Here is a 24,944-nt window from a genome sequence, read left to right on the forward strand (position 1 = left end):
CTGCGTCGATCTTGGCTGTTAGATTCGGAAAACAGAATCAGGGAGCGTGTTCGTGGACTTTGCCCGACGCCTGGCGGCGCCATGGCTTGGAATTTCGGTGTTGCTTGCCAGTTGCGGCGGCGGTGGATCGTCCAACGAACCGCCGCCCCCAGCGCCGCCGGCGCTGCCGTCCAGCATCACCGTGACGGCTCCGGCACAAGCCGACTGGCAGACCGCTGTCGCCTTCGACAGTTCCGTCGTCACCGCCGCGGCAGGCTGGCGCTACGACTGGCGTTTTGGCGACGGCGAATCCAGTACCGAGGCGCGCCCGCAGCACAGCTATGCCAGCGCAGGCGAGTACTCGGTGGCGCTGACGATTACCGATGCGCAGGGGGCCAGCGTTGCCGCCACCAGGAAGCTGACCGTGCAAGCCTGGGCCAATCTGCGCAGCACGTCCTGCAGTCGGCCGGGCCTGGGTGGTTGGTGCCGGATCGGGGTCGAGTCGCAGGCGCTACCCATCCAGGCGGTCCACGTCGCCGACGCTACGCAGGCGTGGCTGGTCACCGGTTTTGGCGATGTGTGGCGCACGGTGGATGCCGGCAAGACCTGGCAGACCCTGGCCGCCTCGGGGCCGAACGGTGCGACGGGCGTCTACTTCACGGACGCCATGAATGGCTGGGTGGCGGCCAATGTAGAAGGGACGGTGGGTTTTGACCCGGTGATCTGGCGAACCTCGGACGGCGGCGCGAGCTTTGCACCGGCGCTGCCGGCCCAGGATGAAAGCCTGGGCTCCAATTACCGCGTCCGCGTGCTGGGCGGCAGGGCCTTGATCGCCGAGTCCGTTTCCGCGAGGGGGCCTTCATTCGGCAGCGTGGACGGTGGCGCCACCTGGCGCGCCAATCCCGTCAGCGCCACGACCCCGCCATGGACCTTGAACCTGTCCTCCCTGCCCGCGGCAGGTCGATCCGGCCGCATGTGGCGGCTCAACGGCTTGTCGGTGGAAGCGTCGGACGATGCAGGGCTCACCGTTCAGACCCTTGGATCGTTCCCGGCGTCCTGTGTCTACCACCTCAACAGTGCAAGCCTGCAGGTCGCGCCTGCCGGGCGGTTGATGGCGGTGACCGATACCAGCTATGTGCTCGGGCCGGGCACCTATGTCGCCAAGGTCTGCTACAGCGTCGATGGCGGCGCGACCTGGGCGGTGGCGGCACCCGGCGAGTCATTGGGAGGGGATGCCTTTTCGGGTTCGACAGGGTTCATCGGCGACGCCGGCCTCGGCGTGCGTGACGACCAGGGCAACCTGCTGCTGTCCAACCCGGCCGGGGCGCCATGGCAGCGCCTCCCCCAAGCCGCGGACATGAAGAGCCTGGCGATCCATGCCGTCGATGAGCAAAGGCTCTGGGCGGAACTCAGCGCCGGCGGCAAGACGGTCTTTGGCTACCAGGGTGATCTGACGTTCTTCTCCTCGGATGCCGGCAAGAACTGGGTGGCTTTTTCGCCGGCGTCGTCCGACTTCACGCGCAGCTACCAGTTCCGCATCCAGTCGAGTCTGGGTGATGTTGCCGAGAACAAGCCCTTCGACGCCCAGCGCGGCCTGCAGTTGCGCAAGGACAAGCTGTTCCGTACCGAAGACAACGGGGTCACCTGGGCCGGCGTCGCCGTCGCAGGCCCCCGCTCGGTGCCTGTGGCCACGAATGGCGGCGGCGTCTTCCTGACGGTCAAGCAGGGCTTCGTGGTCTCCAGCGCGACCACGTTGTTGCAGACGGACGATGGGGGGCGGTCGTGGACGACCAACACGACCCTGCCTGCCGGCACGGTCTACAACCTCTGGAAGGGCCCGGACCAGTCGCTGCTGCTCAGCGGCTTGTTCACCGATCGGGGCGCTCCCGAGCCACGGCTGCTCCGCAGTGCGGACGGTGGCAAGACCTGGACGAGCGTGTTCAAGGGGACGGTGCTGGATGTGCAGTTCATCGATCGCACGCAGGGATGGTTGTACACGGGCGCCCAGGTGTTCCGGTCGGCCGACCTGGGCATGAACTGGCAGGCTTCGGGGATGCTTTCCGCGTCCAGCATGCAGATGCTTGACGCGCAGCACGGTGTGGCCGGCAGCAGTTTTTACGCCGGCTCTTCCAACCCTCCCATCCTCTGCCTCCAGACCACCGAAGACGGAGGCGCGAACTGGACCGCATGTACCGTGCCCCAGGTCGCCTCCGGGATAGGGTTGTTTGGCGTGGCGACAGGGGCCTCCAGCTTCTGGCTGTTCAACACCAGCGGCCTGCATCGCAGCAAGGACTTCGGCAAGACCTGGTCGGCGGTCACGCTGCCCGGCTCGTCGAGGTACCGCAGCCTGCTGACCCAGCTCACCTTTGCGGACGCGCAGCGCGGCTGGGCACTTTCCGCGCAGGGGGGCATCTGGACGACCGGCGACGGGGGGCAGACCTGGGAGTTCCAGGCCGCGCCAACGAGCGCCAACCTGCGACGCCTGTCCATCGTCGATGCGCGGGCCGTCTGGGCCTTTGGGGCCAACACCCTCCTCGGCACCGCGACCGGCGGCGAGTGAAGCTGGCGATGCGGATGTTTGCGTCCAGCGGAAGTTTCAGTGGGGCGTTGTCCCGCCAGCCGGCCAAGCGGTCGCAGGCCCCGAAGGACCGTTCCCTTCAGCGTCGACCTCAATCGCCGGTATAGGCTGCGGCCCTGGCTCCCTTGTCGCCGAGATGGCGCGTCAGGATCTCGTGGACCTTGCCGTCCGCCAGCATGCCCGTCAGCGCGCGCTTCAGGCGCTGGCGGTCGGCGTCCGGCATGCTGTGCAGCATGGCCAGGGCGACCGGATGGCGCTCGTTGGGCGTCACGTCCACCGGCACCAGCTCATCCGGGTCGTCGAAGGCGGCCTGGGCGATGCCCCAGCCGCTGGGCAGGGCCAGCAGCGCATCGGCCCGGCCGGCGCGCATCATGCGGGCCGCGGTCTTGAAGTCGCCCGTCTCGACGAGGCGGCCCTGGCTGCGCATGCGGGCCACCCAGGCGTCGATGGTGGGGCCGTGGACATAGCCGCGCACGTCGAGCAGCTTCAATCGGGTATCGGCCTCGAAGGCCGCGATGCTGGGGATGCGAGCCGCCAGTTCGCGGCGCATCAGCACCTGGTAGCGTCCCTGGGCATAGGGCACCATCTCGGCGATCTCGCGGCGTTCGGTGCTCATCAGCGCCGACAGCGTCATCTGCACGCCACCGCGGCGCATCTGGTCCCAGATGCGCACGCGCGACTCCACCACCATGCGCAGCTGGCAGCCGGTGCGGCGCGCCAATTCGTCGAACATGTCCTTGTCGATGCCGGCCGGGCCCTTCTGCGGGTCCTCGTAATAGAAGCGGGCGTAGGGATAGAGGGCGGCCGTGTAGGGGCCGCAGGCCTGGGCGGCCTGCCCCGCCGAGGCGAGCAGCCAGCCCGCGATCAGGGTGCGCATCATGGGCTGGATGGTGGCGGCTGGAGGGCATGGCGTCCAGCCCCGGGCGACTGCGACAATCCCACCCCCATGCTGAAGTTCGACCTCCTCAAGACCGAAGGCCGCGCCCGCCGCGGCACGCTCACGCTCAACCACGGTGTCGTGCAGACGCCCATCTTCATGCCCGTGGGCACCTATGGCACGGTCAAGGGCGTCACGCCGCGTTCGCTGCAGGAGATGGGCGCCCAGATCATCCTGGGCAACACCTTCCACCTGTGGATGCGGCCGGGCCTGGACGTCGTCAAGCAGTTCGGCGGCCTGCACCGCTTCGAGAGCTGGAACAAGCCCATCCTGACCGACTCCGGCGGCTTCCAGGTCTGGAGCCTGGGCGCCATGCGCAAGATCAGCGAAGAGGGCGTCAAGTTCGCCTCGCCCGTCAATGGCGACAAGCTGCTGCTGACCCCCGAGGTCAGCATGCAGATCCAGACCATCCTCAACTCCGACATCGTCATGCAGTTCGACGAGTGCACGCCCTATGAAAGCAAGGGCGTGCTGACGACGGAGCGCGAGGCCAAGCAGTCGATGGAGCTCAGCCTGCGCTGGGCCAGGCGCTGCATCACCGAGTTCGACCGCCTGGAGAACCCGAACGCGCTGTTCGGCATCGTGCAGGGCGGCATGTACACCCACCTGCGCGACGCCTCGCTGGCGGGCCTGGCCGAGCTGGACCTGCCGGGCTATGCCATCGGGGGCCTGTCGGTGGGCGAGCCCAAGGCCGAGATGCAGCGCATCCTCGAGCACACCGGCCATCAGCTGCCCGCGAACAAGCCGCGCTATCTGATGGGCGTGGGCACACCGGAGGATCTCGTCGAAGGCGTGTCCCAGGGCATCGACATGTTCGACTGCGTGATGCCCACCCGCAATGCGCGCAACGGCCATCTGTTCACGCGCTTCGGTGACCTGCGCCTGCGCAACGCCCGCTACAAGGCCGACGAGAAGCCGGTGGACGAGACCTGCACCTGCGAGTGCTGCCAGGGCTTCAGCCGCGCCTATCTGCACCACCTGGACCGCTGCGGCGAGATGCTCGGCCCCATGCTGACCAGCGTGCACAACCTGCACTACTACCTGAACCTGATGCAGGAGATCCGCGACGCGCTGGACGCCGGTCGCTTCGAGGCCTGGCGGGCCCAGTTCCACGCCGACCGGGCGCGCGGGGTGTGACCTCTTGGTGAACGGCGCAACGGCCCCAAGATAGCGGCATGCTGAAAGCCCTCATCGCTCCGCTGCGCTGGTTGATCCGGGTCGTCCTGGCCATCCTCATCCTGTTCGAGGAGTGGGGCTGGGAGCCGCTGCGGCGCGTCTTCGCGCTGATCGCGAAGCTGCCGGTCATCCGCCAGATCGAGGCCCTGCTCAAGCGTCTGCCACCGCGCTGGGCCTTCGTCGTGCTCGTGCTGCCCAGCCTGCTCATCCTGCCCATCAAGCTGGCGGCCGTCTGGTTGGTGGCCAAGGGCCACGCGCTGCTGGGCGTGGCGGTCATCATCGGGGCCAAGCTGTTCGGCACGGCCCTGCTGGCCTGGCTGTTCCAGCTCATCCAGCCGGCGTTGATGCAACTGCCCTGGTTCGCCCGCTTCTACGCGCGCTGGACGGCCTGGAAGGCCGATCTGCTCGCTTGGATACGCGCCAGTGCCGTGTGGCGCACGGCACGGGCGATCAAGCTCAAGCTGGTGCGACGCTGGAGAGGGTGGCGCACCTCCTAGCCGGGAGGCGCGATGCGCCGCAGCCGCAGCGTCGCCGTCGTGCCGTGACCTGGCTCGCTATGCAGCTGCAGGCTGCCGTCCATCAGCTCTATGAGCTCCTTGACGATGGCCATGCCCAGGCCCGTGCCCGGGATGGCGCCCGACCGGTCGGCACGGTAGAAGCGCTCGGTCACATGTTCCAGCTCCTCCGGCGTCATCCCGATGCCGTGGTCCTGCACCTCGATGTCGACGAGCTCCTCGCCGACGGGCAGCATCCGTATCGCCACGGGCCCGCCGGCGGGCGAATACTTGTAGGCATTGGACAGCAAGTTGCGCAGCGCCTGACCGAGCTTGCTGGCGTCCACCTGCACCCACGGCGCTACGGCGGACAGCGACAGCGTCGGCGGCTCACGGCCCGGCGGTACGCCAAAGTCGTCGAGCGTCTGGCGCAGCAGCTCGCCCAGGCTGACGGGCTGGAACTGGAAGTCCAGCGCGCGGCGTGACTCGATGCGTGACAGGTCCAACAGCTCGTCAAGGATGTCGATCATGGCGCGGCTCTGCCGGTGTACGCGTTGCAGCAGCTCCCTGTGCCGTTCGGGTGAGAACTCGCGATGGATGAGAAGCTCGACGAAACCGTAGATGCTGGTCATCGGCGTGCGCAGCTCGTGAGCAGCGGTCGTCATGAACTCACTCTTCAGCCGGTCGAGTTCGAACTGCTGGCTGATGTCGCGGATGTGCAGCAGCTGCGGCGTCTCGACGCCGCCACCGTCGTGCAGCGCCAGCGACAGGATGCGTTGCATGGGCTTGGCCATCTGCACAATCCGCGGCGTCTCGCGCAGCTCCTGCAGACGCAGCGGGCGCTGCGTGTCCGGCTGGGCAAAGCGGCCTTGCAGAAGCGCTTCGAGGCCTGCCTCATCCTGACCCAATACATCACGATCCGGCAGCATCGTCAGGAAGACGCAGGCCGGGCTGACGAACTGCACGCGGCGCTGCGCGTCAAAGGCGATGAAGCCGTCCGGGCTGAGGTTGAAGATGGCATGCAGCTGTCCGGTCTGGCGGCGCAGCCGCGTCACCATGTCACCCACCTGGCTGGACAGCTGCTCGATTGCCCCCGTGCGCAGGCCCTCTGGTACCGAGCCCGCAGACCCAAGCATCTCGCTCATGGCCTCCATGGCGTGCGAGCGGGCTTCCAGCTCGGCACGCAGGCGGTCCTCCAAGGCCTGCTGCTCGGTGACGTCGCGCAGCACGATCACGGCACCCGCGGACTCGCCCTGATCGGATCGCACAGGTGCCAGGCTGGCCTCCAGCACGCGCTCGCCGCGCTCGAAGCGGCGGCCATGCCAGCCGTGGTCGGTGGCAGGGTCGACATGCAGCTCGGGCAGCAGCTGCGAGATCGGGTGCTCCAGCAGCATCGTGCTTTCGGTGCCCAGCAAGCGGCCCAGCACCGGGTTGGCCAGCACGACGATGCCGGCGCGGTTCAGTGTGGCCACGCCCTCGGCGATGGAGGCCAGCGTGACGGCAGCCTGAGTGCGCTCGGCCTGCAGCGACGCGGCGACCTGATTGACAACCTCGAAGGTGCGCTGGAACTCGGTGGGTGCCTGGTCGACGGGCATGGGCAGGATGGCCTGGTGGCCCTGCTGCAGCCGGGCGCCGAGGTCGCTGACGCGGTCCAGCTGACCCAGCCAGCGCTTGAGCGGCCACCAGACCATCGCGATACCGGCCAGGACGCCAACGCTGGCCAGCAGCATCGCCAGCCGCATGCCCTGCCAGATGTCGGCGGCGAGGCGCTCGCTCCAGACGGTCAGACGGGTGATGCCATAGTCGCGCCCGCCCACGTTGATGGGCGCGTTGACGGGCGATTGCTGGGCGGCAACGTGGCGCACCAGCCAGTTGGGCGGTGTCGGGTCAGGAAGATCCTGTCGCACGACCTCGATGCGGCCGCCCTTGAGATCGATGAAGGCGGCACGCTCGAACAACGGATGGGCGATGGCGCGATCCAGCGTGCGCTTGATGGTGTCGTAGTCGCCGATGACGGCAGCGTCGGCGATGGCGGGCGACAGCAGTGCCGACATGGCCTGCGCGCCGACCTCGGCGTCCTCCAGCGTGGCTTTGACCGCATGAGCCAGGAAGACACCCAAGCCGGCGGTGACCAGCAGCGTCAGCGCCGCCGTGTAGAGCAGCATGACGCGACTGACCAGGGAGCGCGGCAGCAGGGAATCCAGGCGGGACATCGTGAGCCGTTTCAGCGCAACTGGGCCGGGGCTGCCTGATAGAAGCGGCGGTAGGACGCGTATTCATGTCCGTCGGAAGCGACAAAGTAGGCCTCCGTCGACAACCCGATCAGCTTGGCGCCGGAGGCCAGGATCTCACGGCCTTTCGGGTCTTGTGCCATCTCCGTGAAGGCCTTGGCGACGGCCTGTGCATCGCGCGCGGGCACCTTGGGAGACACCATCAGGGCCAGGTCGTGGTAGGGCTCGGAGTTCCACAGCACGCGGAACTGCCTGCCCTCGCGCCTGGCATAGCCCTCGACGAGCTGCGAGTTGGCACCCACCGCGGCAACCTTGCCGCTGAAGAGCTGGGCGAAGGCGCCGTCCATGTTGCCGCCGAAGACGGTGCGCACGTTGATTTTCCGCTGCAGCAGCTGGGCATAGGTCGTCTTGTAGGCGATGAAGGCCTCGGGGCCCGGGAAGCCGATCTCCTTGCCGTCCAACTGAGCGAGATCCTGTATCGGTGAGTCGGCGGCGACGACGATCTGGCCATGCAATGCCGGCGTGTTGCGGCGCCCGAAGACTTTCCAGCCCAGTTGTTCGCGGTCCGGGCTGAACAGATGGTTGGTGAAGGCGAACTCCACCTCCTGGGCCAGCACAAAGGCGGTGGTGTCGGCAGAAGTGCGGCCCAGCTTGAGCGACAGCTTCACCCCGCTCTTCTCGGAGACGTAGGCGACGATGGGATTCCAGTACGAGGCCGCCGTCGCGAGATTGGCCTGGTTGACCGGCGAGAAGCGGTACTCCGTCTGCGCCATGGCGGGCAGCGCGAGGCTGGCGGCAGCCAGCAGCAGGGCGATGGCTCTCATCGATCCTCCGGCGGTAGCGGAACGTGCCCGATTTTGTTCACAGTGTCCCGGCTTTCCCAGCGCGGCGCGTGGCAAAAAATCCCGTCGCCGCGACGCGAATGGAACCTCAGTCGATGCCGGCGGCCCGGGCGAAGTGCATGGGCGTCCCAGCCGCCGCGAGGCGCAAGGCCCGGCCCTGGTCGATCTCCGCGCGGATGGCGGCCAGCTCGGTCTGGCGCTCGTCGCGGTAGAAGAGGTTGTAGGCCTCGAAGGGAATCAGTCGCCCATCGGGCCGCGCGATGTGGATGCAGCTCTTCTTCAGTGCGCGGATGTCCAGCGACTGGGCGTCCATGAACTGCACGATGAGGACGCGGAAGACGTCTCGATAGCTGAGCTGGGGTGCATCGATCTTGGGCAGGCAGCACAGCAGCTCCGACAGGCAGTTGGACTGGCTCTCGGGCGAGTGGTTGGTGGAGAACAGCTTGAAGACCGAGGCCTTCAAGGCCGGGTCGCCCTCGAAGACGATGGTGCTGCGGTCGCCGGACAGCAGCGTGGCGGCATCCAGATAGCGCGTCAGCGGTACCAGGCCCCCTTCTGCGTCCTGGCTGCGCAGCGCGTAGGCCATGGCCAGCGTGTCGGGGTTGCAGGGCACGGGCAGCACGTCGGCCGGCGTGAAGACGCCACTCTGCTCGGCGATGCGGCGGCGCAACTCGCTGACGGTGAGGCGGTGTTTCGCCGCGTCATAGGCCTCGACGCGGCCGGCGTTCTGAATGGGCTGCAGCGTCACGCCGCGCACGCAGCCGAAGGACTGGCCGTGACGGATCACGTCACCGATCTCGTCGTCGTTGACGCCGCGCTTGACGGTCATGACCAGGGTCGTCGACAGGTCCAGCGCGTCCAGCCTGGAGAGGGCTTCTTCATGCGGTCGCCGCAAGTCGGCGCCGCGCAGGTCCATCAACGCCTCGCGCCGCAGCGAGTCGAATTGCAGATAGATCTCCAGCCCCGGCGCATAGCCCGCCAGCCGCTCGGCAAAGGCTGCATCCTGGGCGATGCGCAGGCCATTCGTGTTGGCCATCAGATGCTTGATGGGCCGGGCCTTGGCGGCATCGAGGATGTCGAAGAACTGCGGATGCAGCGTCGGCTCGCCGCCGGAGATCTGCACGACATCGGCCTCGCCCTCGCTGGCGACGATGGCGTCCAGCATCGCGATGACCTCGTCCATCGAGCGGTGCGTCAGCCGCTCCGGGCCGGACGCCGCATAGCAGGTCGGGCAGCGCAGATTGCAGTGGTCGCTGATCTCGACGATGGACAGGCAGCTGTGCTGCATGTGGTCGGGGCAGAGGCCGCAGTCGTAGGGGCAGCCGTACTGCATCGGTGTCGCGAAGCGCTGCGGCATCTCGGGCGGCTTGACGAAGACCTCGCGGCACTGGCGGTAGTACGCCGCGTCGTCGCTGACCAGCACGCGCTCGGTGCCATGGGCCGGGCACCATTTGTCCATGTAGACGTGGTCGTCCTTGATGAGGATCTTGGCCTCGCAATGCCTCAGGCAGGTCGTGCAGACCGACTGCGTCGTGTCGTAGAACAGATAGGGGCGGTTCTTGCGGTTCATGGCGTGGCCAGGGCGGGTTGGCGCCAGGCGCGGGCGGTGATGGGGGCGTAGAGGCCGAGCGCGACCAGGCAGGTCCACTGGATGCCGGACAGGCCCAGCGGCCAGGCGACCGGCACGGGCTTCAGGAATTCGACGAGGAAGCGCCAGAGCAGATAGCTGCAGAGGAAGAGCTTGAAGGCCAGGCCCGGTGTGGCGAAGCGGGCGCGGTGCAGCGCCAGGCCCAGGGCCAGCACGACGGCGATCTCGTAGAGCTGGGTGGGATGGCGCGGCGCGCCGTCGCCGAAATCCACACCCCAGGGCAGGGTCGTCGGCAGGCCATAGGTGTCGTCATGCAGGCCGGCGAGGAAGCAACCCACGCGGCCGATGGCGAGGCCGACGGCGATGGGCAGCACCATGGCGTCGCCGGTGCTGCGCGTCTGGCCGGTCAGCTGCTTGGCAAGCTCGACGCCGATGAGGCCGCCCAGCAGGCCGCCGACGATGCTCTGACCCGGAAAGATGAGCTGGCCGCCTTGCCAGAGGGCCAGCGCGATGTCGGGGCGCTCGATCAGGAAGACGAGCTTGTTGCCCAGGGCAGCGCCGATCAGCAGGCCGACGAGGACACCGAAATTGCCCGGCGCCAGCGCGCCACCGCGCGACTGCTGCCGCAGCGATCGGCGCCACATCGCCGCGCCGAGGGCCATGCCGGCATAGGCGAAGGCGCTGTGGACCCAGGCGGCACTGACGGCGTCGGCAATCAATCGTCGCTGCGTGACATCTTGAGCAGCTTGCGCACGCACAGCCAAGCGAGCACGCCGCCGATCAGCAGGCTGGGCAGGGAGATGAAGAGGATGGCGCCCGCAAAGCCCTCGTGACGCGGTGGCGCGATCACCTCGGGCAGGGCCATCACGGTGAAGACGCCGCCGCACAAGCCCGCCAGGCCGAAACCCAGGGTGGCGATGATCAGCATGCCCACCAGCACGATGCGGCCGAACGGGGTGCGGGCGTCACTCATGCTGCAGCTCCCGCCAGCAGCCCCTGCACCTGAGTCTTCAGGGCGTCGGGCGACACCGCGGCCGGCGCCATCACCTCACCCACCGTCAGGCTGACCGGGCTCCACATGCCGCGCCGCAGCGGCTTGACCATGGCCTTGCCGTCTTCCACGCGCGAGAAGAAGCTGCCCCAGAGATTGCCCAGAGCCATCGGGATGACGGGTACTTCGGGCATGCCTTCGATGAGCTTCATGACACCGCCCTTGAAGGGCTGCAGCCCGCCGTCGCGTGTCAGGGCGCCCTCCGGGAAGATGCAGACCATCTCGTCGTCCTTCAACACCGCGCGGGCGGCGGCGAAGGCGGCTTCGTAGGTGGCCGGGTCGGACTTCTGCGAGGCGATCGGGATGGCCTTGGCCAGCTTGAACATCCAGCCCAGCACCGGGATCTTGAAGATCTGGTGGTCCATCAGGAAGCGGATGGGGCGTGGGCTGGCGGCCATCAGCAGCACGGCGTCGACGAAGGACACGTGGTTGCAGACCAGCACGGCCGGGCCGGCGGTCGGGATGCGTTCGTCATTGATGACGCGAAAGCGATAGACCAGGCGCGTCAGCACGAAGGCGGCGAAGCGCAGCAGGTACTCCGGCACGATGAGGAAGATGTAGAAGGCCACGACGGCATTGGCGATGCCGACGGCCAGGAAGATCTGCGGAATGGTCAGCCCCGCACCCAGCATGGCGCCGGCGATGACCGAGCTGGCGATCATGAAGACAGCGTTCAGGATGTTGTTGGCCGCGATGATGCGGGCGCGGTGGCTGGGTTGGGCGCGCAGCTGGATGAGCGCATACATGGGCACGCTGTACAGGCCCGCGAACAGGGCCAGCGCGCCCAAGTCGGCCAGCACCCGCCAGTGCGCCGTCACGGCCAGGAAGGCGCTGACGCTGTAGGGCTCGGCCGCGGGCAGGCCGGAGGCGGCGAAATACAGGTCGATGGCGAAGACGCTCATGCCGATGGCACCCAGCGGCACCAGGCCGATCTCGACATGGCGCTTGGACAGCATCTCGCACATCAGCGAGCCGATGCCGATGCCGATGGAGAACACCGCCAGCAGCAGCGAGGCGACCTGGGGGCTGCCGTGCAGCACTTCCTTGGCGAAGGCCGGGAAGTTGCTGAGGAAAACGGCGCCGAAGAACCACATCCACGAGATGCCCAGCAGGGAGCGGAACACCGCCACGCCTTCGTGGGCGAGCTTGAGGTTGCGCCAGGTCTCGGTGAAGGGGTTCCAGTTGATGACCAGATTCGGGTCGGTCGACGGGCTGGCGGGAATCGCCTGCGCCGTCACGCGGCCGGCAACCGCCAAGGCCAGGCAGGCCCAGGCCACATGCTGGGGGCCGACGACGGGCGTGTCGACCAGGATGCCGCCGACCAGCTGGCCGAGCAGGATGGCCACGAAGGTGCCCATCTCCACCATGCCGTTGCCGCCGGTCAGTTCGCGCTCGTTGAGCTGCTGCGGCATGTAGGCGTACTTGACCGGGCCGAACAGCGTCGAGTGCAGGCCCATCAGGAAGACGCAGAGCAGCAGTGCCGGCACATTGGTGGCGTAGAAGCCCCAGGACGCGATCACCATGATGGCGATCTCCAGGCTCTTCACCAGCTGCATCAGCCGCGCCTTGTCGTGCTTGTCGGCGAGCTGGCCGCTGGTGGCCGAGAACAGCACATAGGGCAGGATGAACAGGGCCCCGATGACCAGGCCCGCCATCTTGGACGGCAGCCAGTCCAGCTGCAGCTGGTAGGTGATCATCAGCGTGAACGCGAACTTGAAGACGTTGTCGTTGGCGGCGCCGAGGAACTGCGTCCAGAAGAAGGGCGCGAAGCGGCGTTGCTTCAACAGCGCGAACTGATTCGGATGTTCTTGGCTCATTGCTTGATGAGTTGGGGTGACTGGGACAGGCCGGTGCGCTGGGTCCACGCGAACATCGAGTCCACGGTGACCGTGTCGATATGACTCGTGAAACGACGCGCGCTCGGATGATCGTCGAAAGCGATGTTGGCGCGAGTCAGGCGTCCCCCTAGGCGGGTCAGCGTGGACAGGTGCAGGTCGGTGGGCTGGTAGCCCTGGGCCTGCAGCCAGTCCTGTGCCGCGCGCCGGCTGACCACGCCCGGGGCCGCCGCGCCGGCCAGCGTCTCCAGCACCCACTGGTTGCTTTGCTGGTATTTGCTGCCGTAGGCATAGGCCACCATGCTGTAGCGGCGCTCGTTGAAGCGCACCACGCGGCCGTTGTCGGTCAGCACGGGCAGCAGGGCCTGCTGCAGCTCGGGCTTGAGGACGACGAAGGCGGCCTCGTAGCGGTAGGGATCGTCTAGGAAGAATTCACCCAGGCCCTGGCGGTACACGGCGGCATGGTCGGTGCCGCAGTGGTTGAGCTTGTGCACGACGCGCCAGACCGCCGGTTGCTGGCTGGCGTCCCTGTAGACGAAGCCGAGATGCGACCACTGCAGGCCGTATTTGGACAGGTCCTGCCCGGCGCGCGCCAGCAGCACGACCTGGGCGCCGCTGGCATCGAGCTGGCGGGCCGTGGCCTGGGCCAGGTTCAGCCCCTGCTCGATCTGGCGGGTCGTCGGCTGCTTCTCGTCGCAGGGGCGGCCGGCGTGGGCGGTCGTCGCGACGGCGAGCGCCGCCGCGGCAAGGACGGGCTTCAACGGCTGATCTGCTCGTTGTAGAGCAGGGCTTTGCCGATCTCGCTGGGGATGAAGGCGATGACCTCGCCGGCGGCGGACAGGATGGTGCCCGCGCCGATGACCGAGACCGTGACGACCGTGCCGGTCGATATGACGACGCCCTCGACCAATTTGCCCGCGGCCTTGACGCTGATGCGCACGCCATCCGAGACGCGTTCCAGCACCCAGACCGTCGCGCCGGCAACGACTTCGACGCTGACGACCACCAGCGTGGCGCCGGCCGACAGGATGCCCGCCGGGATGGCGCTGAGCGCGACGCCGGTGGCGCTGACGGCGCCTATCGACAGCGCGACGGGGGCCAGTGACACGGCCACGCTGGCCTCGGACAGGCTGGCGTCGGCCTGGGCGGGCCAGGCGGCGCACAGCGCGAGGCTGAGCAGGGCGGGCCGGGCAAGGCGTCGAAGGGCGGCGGTGTGAGGCATGGCGATGAACGCTTGTGCAGCAGAGGTGGCAGCGATCTTGCGCGATGCCGCAGGCGGGCACTCGGGAATAGTTCCGAGGCGCATGGCAAGCGCCGGCCGGTAGCGTGTGGCGACACCCCGGCGGCTGGTTAGGATGCCTCGCATGCCTGCTCCCGCCCCCGAATCGTCGTCGCGTCTTGCCGTTGGCTCGCAGCCGGTGAACCGGCGCACGCGGCAGCTGCAGCCGTCCGGCAGCGAAGAGCGGCCCGAGGTCGTCCAGCAGCGCCAGCAGCAGTTGCGCGCGCGCCATGAGCTGGGGCGCCCGCTGGCAGCCGGCCCTCGGCCCATGACGACGACACCACTGCCCATGGCCGCGCGCGTGCAGGCAGGTGTCGGTGTGGCTTCGCTGTCGGGAGCCTTGTTCGTGGGCCAGCCGGTGCTGGTGGGCGTGCTGGTCGTCGTCGGCACGGCGGGCCTGGCCTGGGCCGCGCGCGGCGTCTGGCGCCTGCGTCGGGCGCCGGGCGAGTCGGGCCAGGAGTCGCTGCTGTCGAGTGCGGACCTGCAGGCCCTGGACCAGTTGCTGGCGCGCGCCGCGCCGCAGATGCCAGCGCCGGCCAGGGATGCGTTGAAGGCCATCAAGCAGAGCCTGGAGCTGACCCAGCAACCGGGATTCCTGGGCAGCCTGGCCATGCAGGATCGGTCCTTTGTGCAGCTGTGCGTGGCTCGCTATCTGCCCGACAGCCTGGAGGCCTATCTGGGCATCCCGGTGGCACAGCGCGCGCTGCCGCTGGCCTCGGGGGAGCCCAGCGCCGATGCGGCCCTGGTCCAGCAGTTGGCGACGCTGCATGAAGGCCTGCAAAGGCGCTTGCAGCCGCTGCAGGACCAGGCGGGTGAGGCGCTGTTGCGCCAGCAGCGCTTCCTGGACGTGAAATCCCGCGAATAGCCTCAGTCTTCCTGCTGGGTGCCGCGCGCGTTCGATTGTTCGAGCAGATCGGCCTCATGGCGGTCGCGCAGGGTCTTGGCCAGCGTGAAGGTGGTCGAGACCAGGAAGAGCCAGGACACGGCCAGGTAGCGCTTGGTCCAGTCGTCCATCTGCATGCGCCACAGGCCCCAGGCCGTCAGCGCCAGCGCGGCGACGAGGGCGATCCAGACCATCATGACCCAGCCCTGGGTGTCCACCTGGCCGTCGCGGTTGTCGCGCTGGGTCTTGGCCACGGCGAAGCAGGCGAACACCGAGAAGAACAGGCCGATGGCGAGGAAGGCGCGGTCCAGGTCCTGGCCGGGTGCACCGAACACGCCCCAGGCGCAGGCGATCAGCGCCAGCACGAAGGAGGTCCAGACCTGGAGGCGCCAGGCGTTGGTGTCGCGTTGCATGACGAAGCGGGTGGCCATGGAAAGTTCTTTCTTCAGCGTGAGTAAGTGATGGGCCGCGATCTTGAGGGAAGCCCGTGGGCGCGACCTTGGGAATAGTGCCGAGGCGCGTGGCAAGAGTCGCAAAGTAGCGCCTCATGACACCGTTGCCCCCTCGAAATGGGGGCGGGTGGCGAAGACGACCGGTGACAGCCGGGCCCCGCGCCAGTGGGCGGCGCGCTTGAGCGCGAGGTCGAAAAGCAGCGGGTCGTGCTCGCGCAGGCGGTCGAGTGGGGCGCCGCAGCACAGCAGGTGGCGTCGTGTGAGCATGGGTCAGCTGCTGATGCGTTCGTGGTGGAACAGGGCCTTGCCTGATTCGTTGGGAATGAAGGCCAGTGCCCGGCCCGCAGCCGACAGCAAGGCGCCGGTGGACATGGCCGTGACGCAGACGACGGCTCCCGGCGCGATCAACACGCCGTCGAGCAGGCGACCAGCGATGCGCACACTGAAGCGGGCGCCATCGGACGGCCTTTCCAGCAGCCAGCTGAAGCCATCGCCTTCCTCGTAGACGCCGATCACGCTGAGGACCGCGCCTTCGGCGAGCAGCAGCTGCGGCGTCAGTCGCGTCGACACGCCGCCGGCGTTGAGCAACGCTGCCGACAGCATGGCGGTTGGCAGGGTGCTGGCCACCGAGTCGGCGGTGTTGGGACTTTGGGCCTGCGCCGTGGTGGCGAGGCTCAGGGCGAGAGTCAAGGCAAGCAGGGGTTTCATCGGGCGTCCTGTGGAGAGCGGCGCGATGTTCAGTGCTGGGAGGCCGCGGCGACCTTGGAAATCCGGCACGGCAGCGTGCGGCGGACCGGCGGGTGCCGTCATGCGCTACCGTCGCGCCATGTCGAGCACGCAAACCCTCGTGGCCCTGATCAAGGCCGAGTTGAAGACGCGCGGCCTCAGCTATGCCGAGCTGGCGCGCGAGCTGGAGCTGTCGGAATCCAGCGTCAAGCGCATGCTGGCGCCGGGCGGCGAGATGCCGCTGTCACGCGTGGACGAGATCTGCCGCGTGCTGGGCCTGGAGTTCGCCGAGCTGGCGGCACGCCTGGTGCGCGAGACGCCGACCCAGCGCGAGCTCAGCCTGGAGCAGGAGAAGGCCGTCGTCGCCGACCCCAAGCTGCTGCTGGTGGCCATCTGCTGCCTGAGCCAGTGGCCGCTGGAGAACATGCTGACGCGCTATCGCATGGCCGAGGCCGAGATCGTCGCGGCCCTGGCCCAGCTGGACCGCCTGGGCGTCATCGAGCTGCGGCCGCACAACCGCTACAAGCTCAAGGTGGCCAAGACCCTACGCTGGCGACCGCAAGGCCCCGTCATGCAGTTCTTCCGCGAGCGCGTGATGGCCGACTTCTTCGCCGGCGGCTTCGACGGCGATGGCGAGCTGCTGACCCTGGTGCACGGCGAGTTCGGTGCCGGCCATGCCCGCGAGCTGGCGGAGCGGCTGCAGCGCGCCGCCGACGACTTCGCGCGCCAGCACCTGCTGGACCAGAAGCTTCCCGCCTCCGAGAAGCGGCCCTACAGCGTCGTCATCGGCTTGCGGTCGTGGATCTTCGAGGCCTTCCGGGATCTGGAACGGCCGGGACTGGGTCAGCGCAAGGGTTAGATCGACTGTCGAGCCAGCCTTTCGCTGGCCCTTCTCACCAGAACTCCCAACGCCCGGTCGCGATGACCCAAATGCCGAGCAGGCCGTTGGTCACCGCGTGGGCGACGACGGCCGTCCACAGCTTGCCGCTGCGGCGATAGAGCCAGGCATAGGCCAGGCCCGCGACGACGGCGGCCAGCCACAGCGTGTGGGCCAGCGTGAAGACGAAGGTCGACAGCGCGATGGCCTTGAGGCCCACCGTCTGCGGGTCCACACGCTCGAAACCGGGGTGCTGCACCCAGCGCATCAAGAAGCTGCGCCAGAACAGCTCCTCCATGACGGGCACGACGAGGGCGGCGCCGACGAGGCGCAAGGCGATCAGCGTCCAGATGGGCTGGCCGTTGGCGTCCAGCGGCACGAAGCTGGCGGTGGCCGAGCCGAGTTGCATCCAGGGCGCGTCCAGCTGAATCCAGATGGCGAAGACGGCGATGCCGACGACGACCGCCCAGCCCGTCTCGCGGGCGGTAGGCAGGTTCTGCCGCGCCAGCTCGCCATAGCCACGCCAGTACCAGGCCAGCAGGCCGGCGACGACCAGGGTCTGGGCGCCATAGATCCAGCGCGCATCCAGGCCGAGGTCAGCGGGCAGATAGCCCCGCAGGGCCAGGAAGGCCATGAAGACGAGGAAGGGAATGCAGCGGGCGAGGGCGGCGGCGCTGAACGGGGGCGTGTCGGCAGGCATCAGGGCCCAGCTTAAGGCCAGGTCGTGACGGGCCGAGGCGCCAACACCCCCAAGCCTCAGGGGGCCAGCAGCCCCGTCTTGAAGGCCACGAAGACGCCGTTGGTCCAGCCGAAGCCATCCTGTGTCTCGTACTCGCCGCCGCCGCCGGGCTTGTCTTCGGCGACGTCGTACTTCTCCAGCAGCCGGCCGGTCGCGAGGTAGACGCGATGCACGCTGGCACACCAGCGCGAAGCGATGTCGCGAGCCAGGGCCGTGCTGCCGTAGCGGGCCAGGCCGAGGGCGGCCATCCACTGCAGCGGGGCCCAGCCGTTGGGGGCGTCCCACTGTTGTCCGGTCACGAGAGCCGTCGTCAGCAGGCCGTTGGCGCCGAGCAGATGACGCTGCACCTGGGCGGCCATGGCGTCGGCCTGGGCGGGCGATGCCATGCCGAGATACAGGGGCACGAGAGCGGCGGCGGTCAGCGGGCGCGGATCGGCGGCCTGGCGCCAGTTCAGGTCGGCGAAATGGCCGGCATCGGAGCGCCAGAAGCGCGTCTGCAGCAACTGGCGGCGCGCGGCGGCACGGGCCTCGAAGGCGCGGGCGGTGGCGGTGTCGCCGCTGCGCGTGGCGCCGAGCGCAATCGCGTTCTCCAGCCCGGCCAGCAGCGCATTCAGGTCGACGGGCGCCAGCGCTGTCGTCTCGATGGTCGCGATGTCGGCGGGATCGGCGCACCAGCGGCCGGAGAAGTCCCAGCCGCTCTCGGCGCCGGCGCGCAGGTCGCGCCAGACGTCGGTCGGTGTGCGACCTTTGGCGGCCTCGGCCGTCAGCACGTCCTCGCGCCAGCTCTCCTCGCGCGGCGTGCAGCGGTCGTCCCAGTAGCGGTTGAGCAGAGCGCCGTCGGCCGTGCGCACCACGCGGCGGTGGGCCTGGCCGGGTGCCAGCGTGGCCTCGCCGGCCATCCAGAAGGCGTGCTCGGTCTTCAGCGACTGCAGATGGGTGGCGAAGCCGGCCGCGGGGTCGTCCGCGTGCAGCAGCTCGACCATGCGGAAGAAGAAGGGCGGCTGGCTGCGGCTCAGCATATAGCTGCGGCTGCTGTTGGGGATGAAGCCGTGGGTGGCGATCAGGTGGGCGAAGTTGGCGAGCATGTGCTCGGCCAGGTCGCGCCGGCCATCGGCCACCAGGCCCAGCATCGTGAAATAGCTGTCCCAGTAGTAGAGCTCGCGGAAGCGCCCGCCGGGCACCACGTAAGGCTGGGGCAGGGCCAGCAGGCTCTCGCCCTCCTGGGCCTGGGGGTGCTCGCGCACCAGCAGCGGCCACAGGGCGCGGATGTGCTCTCGGATGCCCAGTCGCGGGCCTACGGGGGCGTCATGCCCGGGCAGCTCGAAATGGGCGTGCACGAAGTCGGGCAGCGAGAAGCCGGGCAGGCGGCGCTCGGCCTCGAAGCGGGCGCGGATCAGCGAAGGCGCGGTCTTGGGCCGGGCGTCGACAAAGCTCTTGCCGTCGCCGAAGACGCGCGTCATCTGCACGGCGACGAAGAGCTCGCCATAGAGCTCATGGGGCGTGGCGGCCGCCGCGTGGGCGGGGGCGACCGCATGGGTGGGCGCGACCGCAAGGAGGTGGCGCGAGGAGGACGAAGTCATGACGCGAGATGCCGGCGCAGCCGGGTGAGCGAGACCGCCAGGACCACGACGGGCACCAGCAGCAGGCCGAAGGCGGTGGTGCCGTCGAAGGCGACGAAGAGGCGGCCGGTGATGAAGCTGCCGAGCGTGCCGCCGAGGGCCGAGAAGACGACGATGAGGCCGGTCATGGCCGCGTGCTGGCGCTGCGGCAGCGCACTCAGCATGGCGGAATTGATGGCCGGGTAGATGGGTGCCAGCAGCAGGCCGGTCAGCGGCAGCAGATAGGCCGCCGGCGGGGCGTTCAGCCAGCCGATGTCGCCGGTCAGCGGCTGCGCGCCTTTCGCCATCGGCAGCGCGACGAGGATGAGCGCGGCAATGCCGACCAGGCAGGCGATGACGACGGCGAACCAGCCCAGGCGGCCGATGACGGCCGCGCTGGTCAGGCGCCCCAGCGCGGTGGTGGCGGGCATGATGACCGCCAGGCCCACGCTCATGGCCGTCGGCAGGTGCAGCACCTCGTTGTTGAAGCTGGGCAGCCAGGTCGAGATGCCCTGCTCGATCAGCACGTACAGAAACGCCGACAGCAGGAAGACGACCACCAGCGCCATCTTCAGCAGCGGCGCCATCGCGACGAGATCCTGGCGCAGCGTCGTGTCCGAGGACTGGATGGGCCCTTCGTCCAGCGGGCTGAACAGCAGCAGCGCGAAGGCGCCGGCGGCCAGCGCTGCGAGGATGTTGTAGACCTGCAGCCACGCCTGTCCCTGCGAGTGCGCCGCCTGGCTGAACAGCAGGAAGCCGCCCAGCACGCCGACCATGAAGAGGCCTTCGAGCAGGTTGGTGAAGCGCGCATGGCCGGCGCGGTCTTGCGTGACCAGGCCGATCATGGAATAGGCCGAGACCTTGACCAGGGCGAAGCCCGCGCCCAGGGTGCAGAACAGCAGCTTGATGGCCCAGAAGGCCGACAGCACCGGCATGGCCAGGCAGGCCGCGCCGACGGCCGCCAGGGCCAGCAGCATGGACTTCTTCAACCCAAGGCGGGGCAGCAACGAGGCGACGAGGAAGGACGTGACCGCGATGGGCAGGTCCTTCCACGCGTCCAGCAGGGCCGCCTCAGCGCGCGGCACGCCAAGCGTCTGCACGACGAGCAGGTTGACCGCACCCACGCTGTTCAGCAGGGCGCCGAACAGCATGTAGGTGAGGATGATGGCGAGCTTGATGCGCAGGCCGCCGCTCGACAGGGAGACTGCAGGAGTGGTGGTCATGTCGAGCGGGGCTTGGAGTTCAGGCATCGCCATCTTGGCGCTTCCTCAGAACTGGAAGCCGACGCTCAGCTCATAGGCCCGGCCGAACAGCGGCCGCGCGAGGAAGACGCCGTCCTGGCCCACGCCCTGGCCCGGCACGCGGAAGTTGCCTTCCGTCAGGCCGACCTTGTTGGTCAGGTTGGTGCCGGTCAGGCGCACTTCCAGGCCGTTGTCCATGGAGAACACGGCGCCCGCGTCGAGGGTGCGGTAGGCCGGCAGCTTCAGCGTGTTGGTCTGGTCGGCGAAGCGCTCGCCGACATGGCTGAAGGTGGCGAAGGTGCGCAGCTGGCCGAAGCCGGTCTGGGTCTGCCAGCTCGGCGTCAGGCGGGCCTGGAACTTCGGCGCGCGCTCGACGCGGTTGCCGCTGAACTGCTGGAAGTCCTTGTACTTCGCGTCCTGCAGATTGCCGGTGGCGGCGATCTCGAAGCCATAGCCTGGGCGAAGCGCCAGTTCGAACTCGACACCGTTGGCCTTGCTGTTGGGGCGCAGCACGACATTGCCGGCATTGGTGAACTGCTGGGTCTGCGAGTTGGTCAGCTTGTTGGCATAGGCCGTCAGGAAGGCGCTGTAGAGCTTGGTGGCGGTCTTCAGGCCGACTTCGAACTGCGTGATGTCCTCGACCGAATCCTTGCTCTCGTTGGCGCCGCGGCCGCGCAGCACGTCGAAGTCGGGCAGGCGGTGGCCCTTGTTGACGCGCACGAAGGCGCTGAAGTCACGCGTGAAGGCGTAGTTGGCGCCGCCGGTGAAGGAGGAACGGCTCAGCTTGCTGTCGATCAGCGTATTCGTGCCGTTGAAGTAGGCCAGGTTGTTGTTGTAGATCGTCGTCGGGTCGGCATCGAGGTCGCCGTTGCTGACGTTGGCGATGGTGCCGGTGATGCGCTGGGTCTCGCGGCGGGCGCCGAGGTCGACGCGCAGCTCCTTGGTCAGCTGCCATTCGTCGGCGATGAAGAAGGCGCGGGTGTTGCCGCTGTAGCTGGCGTCGAGGTCGAAGGAGAAGGGCGGCGAGACATAGCCGTTGCGCGAGGCCTTGACGCCGTTGTCCAGCATCACGTCGACGAGGCGGGCATGGGACTGCACCGTCATCAACTGGGCCTGGCCCAGGGTCCACACGTCATGCGAGCTGTAGCCGGCCAGGTACAGGCCCAGGGTCAGGTTGTTGCCCGGGGCGATCTCGCGGGACAGGCGGGTCTCGTTGCTGGTCGAGCGCAGCGCCTTGTCGACGGCCCACATGCCGTTGACGATGACGGGCGTGCTGCCCGTGACCGTGCCGCCGCCGTTGGTGAAGGTGGCGGTGCCGGTGGTGGCAGCCCTGCCCGCGGCGGCCACGACTGCCGCGTCACCGTTGGCCGCGGCGACCTGCGAGGCGATGTAGCTGGACAGCGTCTGCGGGTTGGCACCCGAGAACAGCGCGTACGTCGGCGTGTCGCCCGTCGTGTGGCTGAGCTTGTTGGTCAGCGTCCAGTCGCCGAGCTTGGAGTCGAGGTTGGCGCCATAGGTCTGCACGTCGGCGCCGCGGCCGTCGGCCAGGTCCTTGGTGACGGCGCTGCGCTGGATCTCGGGCTTGCCGTTGGGCAGGGTGCGGCCCGTGGCGCGGCCCGTCTCCAGCACGATGTTGCGCAGCTCGTTGCCGTAGAAATAGTCCTTCAGCGCATCGAAGCCGGGATAGCTGGAAGCGCTCTTGCCGTCGGCCGAGCCGACCACCGGAATGGCGGTGAAGAAGGCATTGCGGTCATGCAAGGCGCGGGCATAGAGCTGCAGGCTGCCGTTGTCGAGCTTGCGGCTCAGCATGACGCTGGCCTGGCCGCCGCTGTCGGCGGGGAATTGCGTGTCGCGCACGCCGTCGCTCTCGCGCCAGAAGCCGCCGACCATGATGTTCCACTGGTCGCTGAGCTTGCCGGCATAGACGCCGTCGACGCGCTTGAGGTTGCCGGTGCCCGTCGTCACGCGCAGGCCGGCCTCGGGGTTGCGGCCGTCCTTCTGGATGAAGTTGACCGTCACGCCGGGCTGACCGCTGCCGAAGATGGGGCTGGGGCCGCCGCGCAGCACTTCCATGCGGTCGATGGTGTCGTCCAGGCGGAACAGCTGGGAGTGCTCGAAGAAGCTCAGCGTGGGCAGGTGGTACAGCGGCGCGCCGTTGAGCTGGAAGGTCGAGTAGGGGCCGTCGCCGGGCGTCGGGAAGCCGCGCACGCGGATGTTGGCACCGGCCTGGCCGCCCGAGGTCTCGACGAAGACACCGGGCACGGTCTTCAGGATGTCGGCCGTGCTGGTGGGCGCGGCCTGCTTGATCTGTTCCTCGGTGGCGGTCGTGATCGAGAAGCCGGCTTCCAGCTTGCGCACACCCTCGCGGCGCGCCGTGCCGGTGACGACGACGGCTTCGAGCTCCTTGACTTCGGGGGATTTGTCGGCGGGCTTGGGCGTGGGGCTCGCCTCCTGGGCGAAGGCGCTGCCGCACAGCAGGGCGGCGGCCAGGGCGATCAGCTGGGGACGGAAGGCGCCGGCGCGGCGCGTGGCGGGTGAGCTGGTCATGGATGTCTCCGGTAGTGGTTGTTGTGCGTCCCGAAAGCCGTCGCGGCCGTCGCCGACTTTCGATGGACTGGACTTTGATGGCAAATGTTATCGATGTCATTTGGGTTTTTACCAATGTGGCGGTGCGCTGACATCGATGACATCGATTGCGGCCCGGCTTGAGACCAGATTTCGGTGGGGCGGCTTGTTGAGCGGGGGCAAACCCCGACAATCGCCGCCCATGAGCACCCATGACCTCACCGACGCCGAGTTCGCCGAACTCGACGAACTCCTCGCCGCCACGCCCCAGCCCCTGCAACCGCTGGATGCTTCCATGCTGGACGGCTATCTCTGTGGCGTCATCGTGCAGCCGCGCCTCATCGAGTCCGACGAGTGGCTGCCCAATATCTTTGACTACGACGGCGGCCTGCTGCCGGAGACCGTCGACGCGGGCTGGCTGGACAAGCTGACCCAGCTCGTCGAGCGCCGCCACGCCGCCCTGAACCGGGGTCTCGTGGAAGACGGCTGGTTCGACCCCGTCATCCTCGAGGTCGACGAAGAGCAGGAGCCCGAGCCCCTGCCCGAGGACGCCACCGACGAGGAGCGCTCGGCCCGCGCCAGCTATGACGAACTGGGCCCGATCTCCCGCGCCCTGATGCCCTGGGTGGCCGGCTTCCAGCATGCCGCCCTGTGCTTCCCCGAGCTGGCCGACATGCCCAACGAGGACGTCGCCGCCGCCATGGCCCGCCTGTACCGCCATCTGCCGGCCGAGACCGCCGAGGAGAAGGAAGTCGTCGCCACGCTGAACCGCGAACATCCGCTGAAGGACCTGGACGATGCCATCGAGGAGCTGGTCGTCACGGTGGCCGACCTGGCCGACCTGACCGAGGCCGAGCGCTACCGCGTCGAGACCATCAAGCGCGACACGCCCAAGGTGGGGCGCAACGATCCTTGCCCTTGCGGGTCGGGGCGCAAGTACAAGCAATGTCACGGCGCTAACTGATGCGCCTGCAGCTGCTCTCTGATCTCCACCTGGAGACAGAGAGCTACGTTCCTGTGCCCGCACCCGGCGCCGAACTGCTGATCCTGGCCGGTGACATCGACACGACCTGGCGCAGCTTCGAGCTGTTTCGCGGCTGGCCGGTGCCGGTGCTCTTTGTGCCGGGCAATCACGAGTACGACCGCCGTGACGTGGACGAGGCGCGCGAGGCGCTGCGCGCTCACGTCAAGGAAGTCGGCCTGCGCATGCTGGATGACGAGTCCGTCGTCATCAGCGACCGCGAAGGCCGCCGCGTGCGCTTTGTCGGCTGCACGCGCTGGTGCGACTTCGACGCCTTTGGCCCCTCGGGGCGCGACCGCGCAATGCGTGCCGGCGGCTACTTCCAGAACGTCATGCAGTCCACGCGCCACGGCGAGCCCTTTGGCGTCGATGCGGTGCGCGTGCTGGCGCTGGAGCAGCGCGCCTGGCTGGCCGATGAACTCGCGCGAGGCAACTCGACGAGCGACTGGGACGCGACGGTGGCCATCACCCACTTCGCCCCCAGCCTGAAGAGCGCCGACCCGCGCTATGGCCGCCAGCCCGGCACGGCCAGCTTCTGCAACAACGACGAAGAGCTGCTGCCTCACGCCAGCCTGTGGATTCACGGCCATCTGCACTGCCGCCACAACTATTGGCTGGGCGACACGCGCGTGATCAGCAATGCCCGCGGCCACACCAAGCGCGGCGAGGCCGATGGCTTCGATGGGCAACGGGTGTTCGAGGTCTTCGCGGCTTGAGGCTCAACGGGCACGGTCGTTGATGTCTTGCCGCGCTGGCTTGGATGCGACAGCCGGCAGCGATGGGTGGAGCCCCACGGCTGCTCGAGGCTGAACCGCGTCACCCGGTGTCGATGTCCCGAGCGACCGCGGTGTT

23 protein-coding genes are annotated in these 24,944 nt (G+C 68.3%); 7 read left to right on the top strand and 16 right to left on the bottom strand.

Annotation, left to right across the window (positions count from 1 at the left end; all coding sequences use genetic code 11):
* The first annotated feature begins 46 nt into the window (after positions 1 to 46).
* Positions 47 to 2,539 (top strand): PKD domain-containing protein, encoded by a 2,493-nt coding sequence (locus tag AC3WOE_RS06395; RefSeq protein ID WP_492689117.1) that lies wholly within the window; start codon positions 47 to 49, stop codon positions 2,537 to 2,539.
* Between the two features lie 109 nt (positions 2,540 to 2,648).
* On the opposite strand, the gene AC3WOE_RS06400 is transcribed toward AC3WOE_RS06395, so the two are convergent.
* Positions 2,649 to 3,437, bottom strand: coding sequence for a substrate-binding periplasmic protein (locus AC3WOE_RS06400; RefSeq protein WP_492689118.1), 789 nt, complete (start codon positions 3,435 to 3,437; stop codon positions 2,649 to 2,651).
* A gap of 66 nt (positions 3,438 to 3,503) precedes the next feature.
* On the opposite strand from AC3WOE_RS06400, the gene tgt reads away from it, so the two are divergent.
* A complete protein-coding gene (gene tgt, locus AC3WOE_RS06405) occupies positions 3,504 to 4,631 on the top strand; it encodes a tRNA guanosine(34) transglycosylase Tgt (RefSeq protein ID WP_492689120.1) in 1,128 nt (375 codons plus the stop codon).
* Positions 4,632 to 4,669: 38 nt separating this feature from the next.
* Positions 4,670 to 5,167 carry a hypothetical protein gene (locus AC3WOE_RS06410; RefSeq protein ID WP_492689121.1) on the top strand — a complete coding sequence of 166 codons (498 nt, stop codon included), beginning with the start codon at positions 4,670 to 4,672 and terminating at the stop codon, positions 5,165 to 5,167.
* Here AC3WOE_RS06410 and AC3WOE_RS06415 read toward each other — a convergent pair.
* The 8 genes from AC3WOE_RS06415 to AC3WOE_RS06450 form a co-directional block, all read right to left on the bottom strand.
* On the bottom strand, positions 5,164 to 7,377 hold the full coding sequence (locus AC3WOE_RS06415; RefSeq protein WP_492689123.1) for a sensor histidine kinase: 2,214 nt from the start codon (positions 7,375 to 7,377) through the stop codon (positions 5,164 to 5,166). The genes AC3WOE_RS06410 and AC3WOE_RS06415 overlap by 4 nt on opposite strands.
* A gap of 11 nt (positions 7,378 to 7,388) precedes the next feature.
* Positions 7,389 to 8,219, bottom strand: coding sequence for a phosphate/phosphite/phosphonate ABC transporter substrate-binding protein (locus AC3WOE_RS06420; RefSeq protein WP_492689124.1), 831 nt, complete (start codon positions 8,217 to 8,219; stop codon positions 7,389 to 7,391).
* Positions 8,220 to 8,325: 106 nt separating this feature from the next.
* Complete coding sequence (locus tag AC3WOE_RS06425) at positions 8,326 to 9,807, bottom strand: radical SAM protein (RefSeq protein ID WP_492689126.1); 1,482 nt, start codon at positions 9,805 to 9,807, stop codon at positions 8,326 to 8,328.
* Positions 9,804 to 10,544: a prolipoprotein diacylglyceryl transferase gene (locus tag AC3WOE_RS06430; protein WP_492689128.1), complete on the bottom strand. Its 741-nt coding sequence runs from the start codon at positions 10,542 to 10,544 to the stop codon at positions 9,804 to 9,806. Before AC3WOE_RS06430 ends, AC3WOE_RS06425 begins: the two co-directional genes overlap by 4 nt.
* Entirely contained in the window at positions 10,541 to 10,798 is a 258-nt protein-coding gene (locus AC3WOE_RS06435) for a hypothetical protein (protein ID WP_492689130.1), read from the bottom strand. Before AC3WOE_RS06435 ends, AC3WOE_RS06430 begins: the two co-directional genes overlap by 4 nt.
* Positions 10,795 to 12,693: an MFS transporter gene (locus AC3WOE_RS06440; RefSeq protein ID WP_492689131.1), complete on the bottom strand. Its 1,899-nt coding sequence runs from the start codon at positions 12,691 to 12,693 to the stop codon at positions 10,795 to 10,797. Before AC3WOE_RS06440 ends, AC3WOE_RS06435 begins: the two co-directional genes overlap by 4 nt.
* Positions 12,690 to 13,472, bottom strand: a complete 783-nt coding sequence (locus tag AC3WOE_RS06445; RefSeq protein ID WP_492689132.1) for a DUF2145 domain-containing protein — start codon at positions 13,470 to 13,472, stop codon at positions 12,690 to 12,692. Before AC3WOE_RS06445 ends, AC3WOE_RS06440 begins: the two co-directional genes overlap by 4 nt.
* Complete coding sequence (locus tag AC3WOE_RS06450; RefSeq protein WP_492689134.1) at positions 13,469 to 13,933, bottom strand: hypothetical protein; 465 nt, start codon at positions 13,931 to 13,933, stop codon at positions 13,469 to 13,471. Before AC3WOE_RS06450 ends, AC3WOE_RS06445 begins: the two co-directional genes overlap by 4 nt.
* Before the next feature lie 142 nt (positions 13,934 to 14,075).
* On the opposite strand from AC3WOE_RS06450, the gene AC3WOE_RS06455 reads away from it, so the two are divergent.
* The gene (locus AC3WOE_RS06455; RefSeq protein WP_492689136.1) at positions 14,076 to 14,855 is read left to right on the top strand and encodes a hypothetical protein; all 780 of its coding nucleotides are present in this window, start codon (positions 14,076 to 14,078) and stop codon (positions 14,853 to 14,855) included.
* A 2-nt stretch (positions 14,856 to 14,857) separates the two neighbouring features.
* Here AC3WOE_RS06455 and AC3WOE_RS06460 read toward each other — a convergent pair whose 3' ends face one another.
* From AC3WOE_RS06460 to AC3WOE_RS06470, 3 genes are all read right to left on the bottom strand, one after another.
* Positions 14,858 to 15,304 (bottom strand): YiaA/YiaB family inner membrane protein, encoded by a 447-nt coding sequence (locus AC3WOE_RS06460; protein ID WP_492689137.1) that lies wholly within the window; start codon positions 15,302 to 15,304, stop codon positions 14,858 to 14,860.
* Between the two features lie 114 nt (positions 15,305 to 15,418).
* Positions 15,419 to 15,592 (bottom strand): hypothetical protein, encoded by a 174-nt coding sequence (locus AC3WOE_RS06465; protein ID WP_492689139.1) that lies wholly within the window; start codon positions 15,590 to 15,592, stop codon positions 15,419 to 15,421.
* A 3-nt stretch (positions 15,593 to 15,595) separates the two neighbouring features.
* Positions 15,596 to 16,033 (bottom strand): hypothetical protein, encoded by a 438-nt coding sequence (locus AC3WOE_RS06470; RefSeq protein ID WP_492689141.1) that lies wholly within the window; start codon positions 16,031 to 16,033, stop codon positions 15,596 to 15,598.
* 118 nt (positions 16,034 to 16,151) lie between these two features.
* Between AC3WOE_RS06470 and AC3WOE_RS06475 the strand changes: the two genes are divergently transcribed.
* Entirely contained in the window at positions 16,152 to 16,910 is a 759-nt protein-coding gene (locus AC3WOE_RS06475) for a helix-turn-helix domain-containing protein (RefSeq protein ID WP_492689142.1), read from the top strand.
* Positions 16,911 to 16,944: 34 nt separating this feature from the next.
* On the opposite strand, the gene AC3WOE_RS06480 is transcribed toward AC3WOE_RS06475, so the two are convergent.
* The 4 genes from AC3WOE_RS06480 to AC3WOE_RS06495 are packed head-to-tail and all read right to left on the bottom strand — an operon-like array spanning position 16,945 to position 23,053.
* Complete coding sequence (locus tag AC3WOE_RS06480) at positions 16,945 to 17,628, bottom strand: CAAX prenyl protease-related protein (RefSeq protein ID WP_492689144.1); 684 nt, start codon at positions 17,626 to 17,628, stop codon at positions 16,945 to 16,947.
* Positions 17,629 to 17,684: 56 nt separating this feature from the next.
* A complete protein-coding gene (gene treF / locus AC3WOE_RS06485) occupies positions 17,685 to 19,247 on the bottom strand; it encodes an alpha,alpha-trehalase TreF (protein ID WP_492689146.1) in 1,563 nt (520 codons plus the stop codon).
* A complete protein-coding gene (locus AC3WOE_RS06490; RefSeq protein ID WP_492689147.1) occupies positions 19,244 to 20,488 on the bottom strand; it encodes an MFS transporter in 1,245 nt (414 codons plus the stop codon). The genes treF and AC3WOE_RS06490 overlap by 4 nt, the downstream gene beginning before the upstream one ends.
* A gap of 45 nt (positions 20,489 to 20,533) precedes the next feature.
* Positions 20,534 to 23,053: a TonB-dependent receptor gene (locus AC3WOE_RS06495; protein WP_492689148.1), complete on the bottom strand. Its 2,520-nt coding sequence runs from the start codon at positions 23,051 to 23,053 to the stop codon at positions 20,534 to 20,536.
* Positions 23,054 to 23,273: 220 nt separating this feature from the next.
* Here AC3WOE_RS06495 and AC3WOE_RS06500 point away from each other — a divergent pair, with 220 nt between their 5' ends.
* Together AC3WOE_RS06500 and AC3WOE_RS06505 are read left to right on the top strand one after the other, a co-directional pair.
* On the top strand, positions 23,274 to 24,035 hold the full coding sequence (locus AC3WOE_RS06500) for a UPF0149 family protein (RefSeq protein ID WP_492689149.1): 762 nt from the start codon (positions 23,274 to 23,276) through the stop codon (positions 24,033 to 24,035).
* The gene (locus AC3WOE_RS06505; protein WP_492689151.1) at positions 24,035 to 24,808 is read left to right on the top strand and encodes a metallophosphoesterase; all 774 of its coding nucleotides are present in this window, start codon (positions 24,035 to 24,037) and stop codon (positions 24,806 to 24,808) included. Before AC3WOE_RS06500 ends, AC3WOE_RS06505 begins: the two co-directional genes overlap by 1 nt.
* The last annotated feature ends 136 nt before the right edge of the window (positions 24,809 to 24,944 follow it).

The sequence above is a fragment of the Roseateles sp. FW305-36 genome, from assembly GCF_058787015.1.

What these genes read in the sequence shown, in the direction of transcription:
- AC3WOE_RS06400 (WP_492689118.1), bottom strand. Translation starts at nt 3,437, where the DNA reads ATGATGCGCACCCTGATCGCGGGCTGGCTGCTCGCCTCGGCGGGGCAG.
- tgt (WP_492689120.1), top strand. Translation starts at nt 3,504, where the DNA reads ATGCTGAAGTTCGACCTCCTCAAGACCGAAGGCCGCGCCCGCCGCGGC.
- AC3WOE_RS06410 (WP_492689121.1), top strand. Translation starts at nt 4,670, where the DNA reads ATGCTGAAAGCCCTCATCGCTCCGCTGCGCTGGTTGATCCGGGTCGTC.
- AC3WOE_RS06415 (WP_492689123.1), bottom strand. Translation starts at nt 7,377, where the DNA reads ATGTCCCGCCTGGATTCCCTGCTGCCGCGCTCCCTGGTCAGTCGCGTC.
- AC3WOE_RS06420 (WP_492689124.1), bottom strand. Translation starts at nt 8,219, where the DNA reads ATGAGAGCCATCGCCCTGCTGCTGGCTGCCGCCAGCCTCGCGCTGCCC.
- AC3WOE_RS06425 (WP_492689126.1), bottom strand. Translation starts at nt 9,807, where the DNA reads ATGAACCGCAAGAACCGCCCCTATCTGTTCTACGACACGACGCAGTCG.
- AC3WOE_RS06435 (WP_492689130.1), bottom strand. Translation starts at nt 10,798, where the DNA reads ATGAGTGACGCCCGCACCCCGTTCGGCCGCATCGTGCTGGTGGGCATG.
- AC3WOE_RS06440 (WP_492689131.1), bottom strand. Translation starts at nt 12,693, where the DNA reads ATGAGCCAAGAACATCCGAATCAGTTCGCGCTGTTGAAGCAACGCCGC.
- AC3WOE_RS06450 (WP_492689134.1), bottom strand. Translation starts at nt 13,933, where the DNA reads ATGCCTCACACCGCCGCCCTTCGACGCCTTGCCCGGCCCGCCCTGCTC.
- AC3WOE_RS06455 (WP_492689136.1), top strand. Translation starts at nt 14,076, where the DNA reads ATGCCTGCTCCCGCCCCCGAATCGTCGTCGCGTCTTGCCGTTGGCTCG.
- AC3WOE_RS06460 (WP_492689137.1), bottom strand. Translation starts at nt 15,304, where the DNA reads ATGGCCACCCGCTTCGTCATGCAACGCGACACCAACGCCTGGCGCCTC.
- AC3WOE_RS06465 (WP_492689139.1), bottom strand. Translation starts at nt 15,592, where the DNA reads ATGCTCACACGACGCCACCTGCTGTGCTGCGGCGCCCCACTCGACCGC.
- AC3WOE_RS06470 (WP_492689141.1), bottom strand. Translation starts at nt 16,033, where the DNA reads ATGAAACCCCTGCTTGCCTTGACTCTCGCCCTGAGCCTCGCCACCACG.
- AC3WOE_RS06475 (WP_492689142.1), top strand. Translation starts at nt 16,152, where the DNA reads ATGTCGAGCACGCAAACCCTCGTGGCCCTGATCAAGGCCGAGTTGAAG.
- AC3WOE_RS06480 (WP_492689144.1), bottom strand. Translation starts at nt 17,628, where the DNA reads ATGCCTGCCGACACGCCCCCGTTCAGCGCCGCCGCCCTCGCCCGCTGC.
- treF (WP_492689146.1), bottom strand. Translation starts at nt 19,247, where the DNA reads ATGACTTCGTCCTCCTCGCGCCACCTCCTTGCGGTCGCGCCCACCCAT.
- AC3WOE_RS06490 (WP_492689147.1), bottom strand. Translation starts at nt 20,488, where the DNA reads ATGACCACCACTCCTGCAGTCTCCCTGTCGAGCGGCGGCCTGCGCATC.
- AC3WOE_RS06495 (WP_492689148.1), bottom strand. Translation starts at nt 23,053, where the DNA reads ATGACCAGCTCACCCGCCACGCGCCGCGCCGGCGCCTTCCGTCCCCAG.
- AC3WOE_RS06500 (WP_492689149.1), top strand. Translation starts at nt 23,274, where the DNA reads ATGAGCACCCATGACCTCACCGACGCCGAGTTCGCCGAACTCGACGAA.
- AC3WOE_RS06505 (WP_492689151.1), top strand. Translation starts at nt 24,035, where the DNA reads ATGCGCCTGCAGCTGCTCTCTGATCTCCACCTGGAGACAGAGAGCTAC.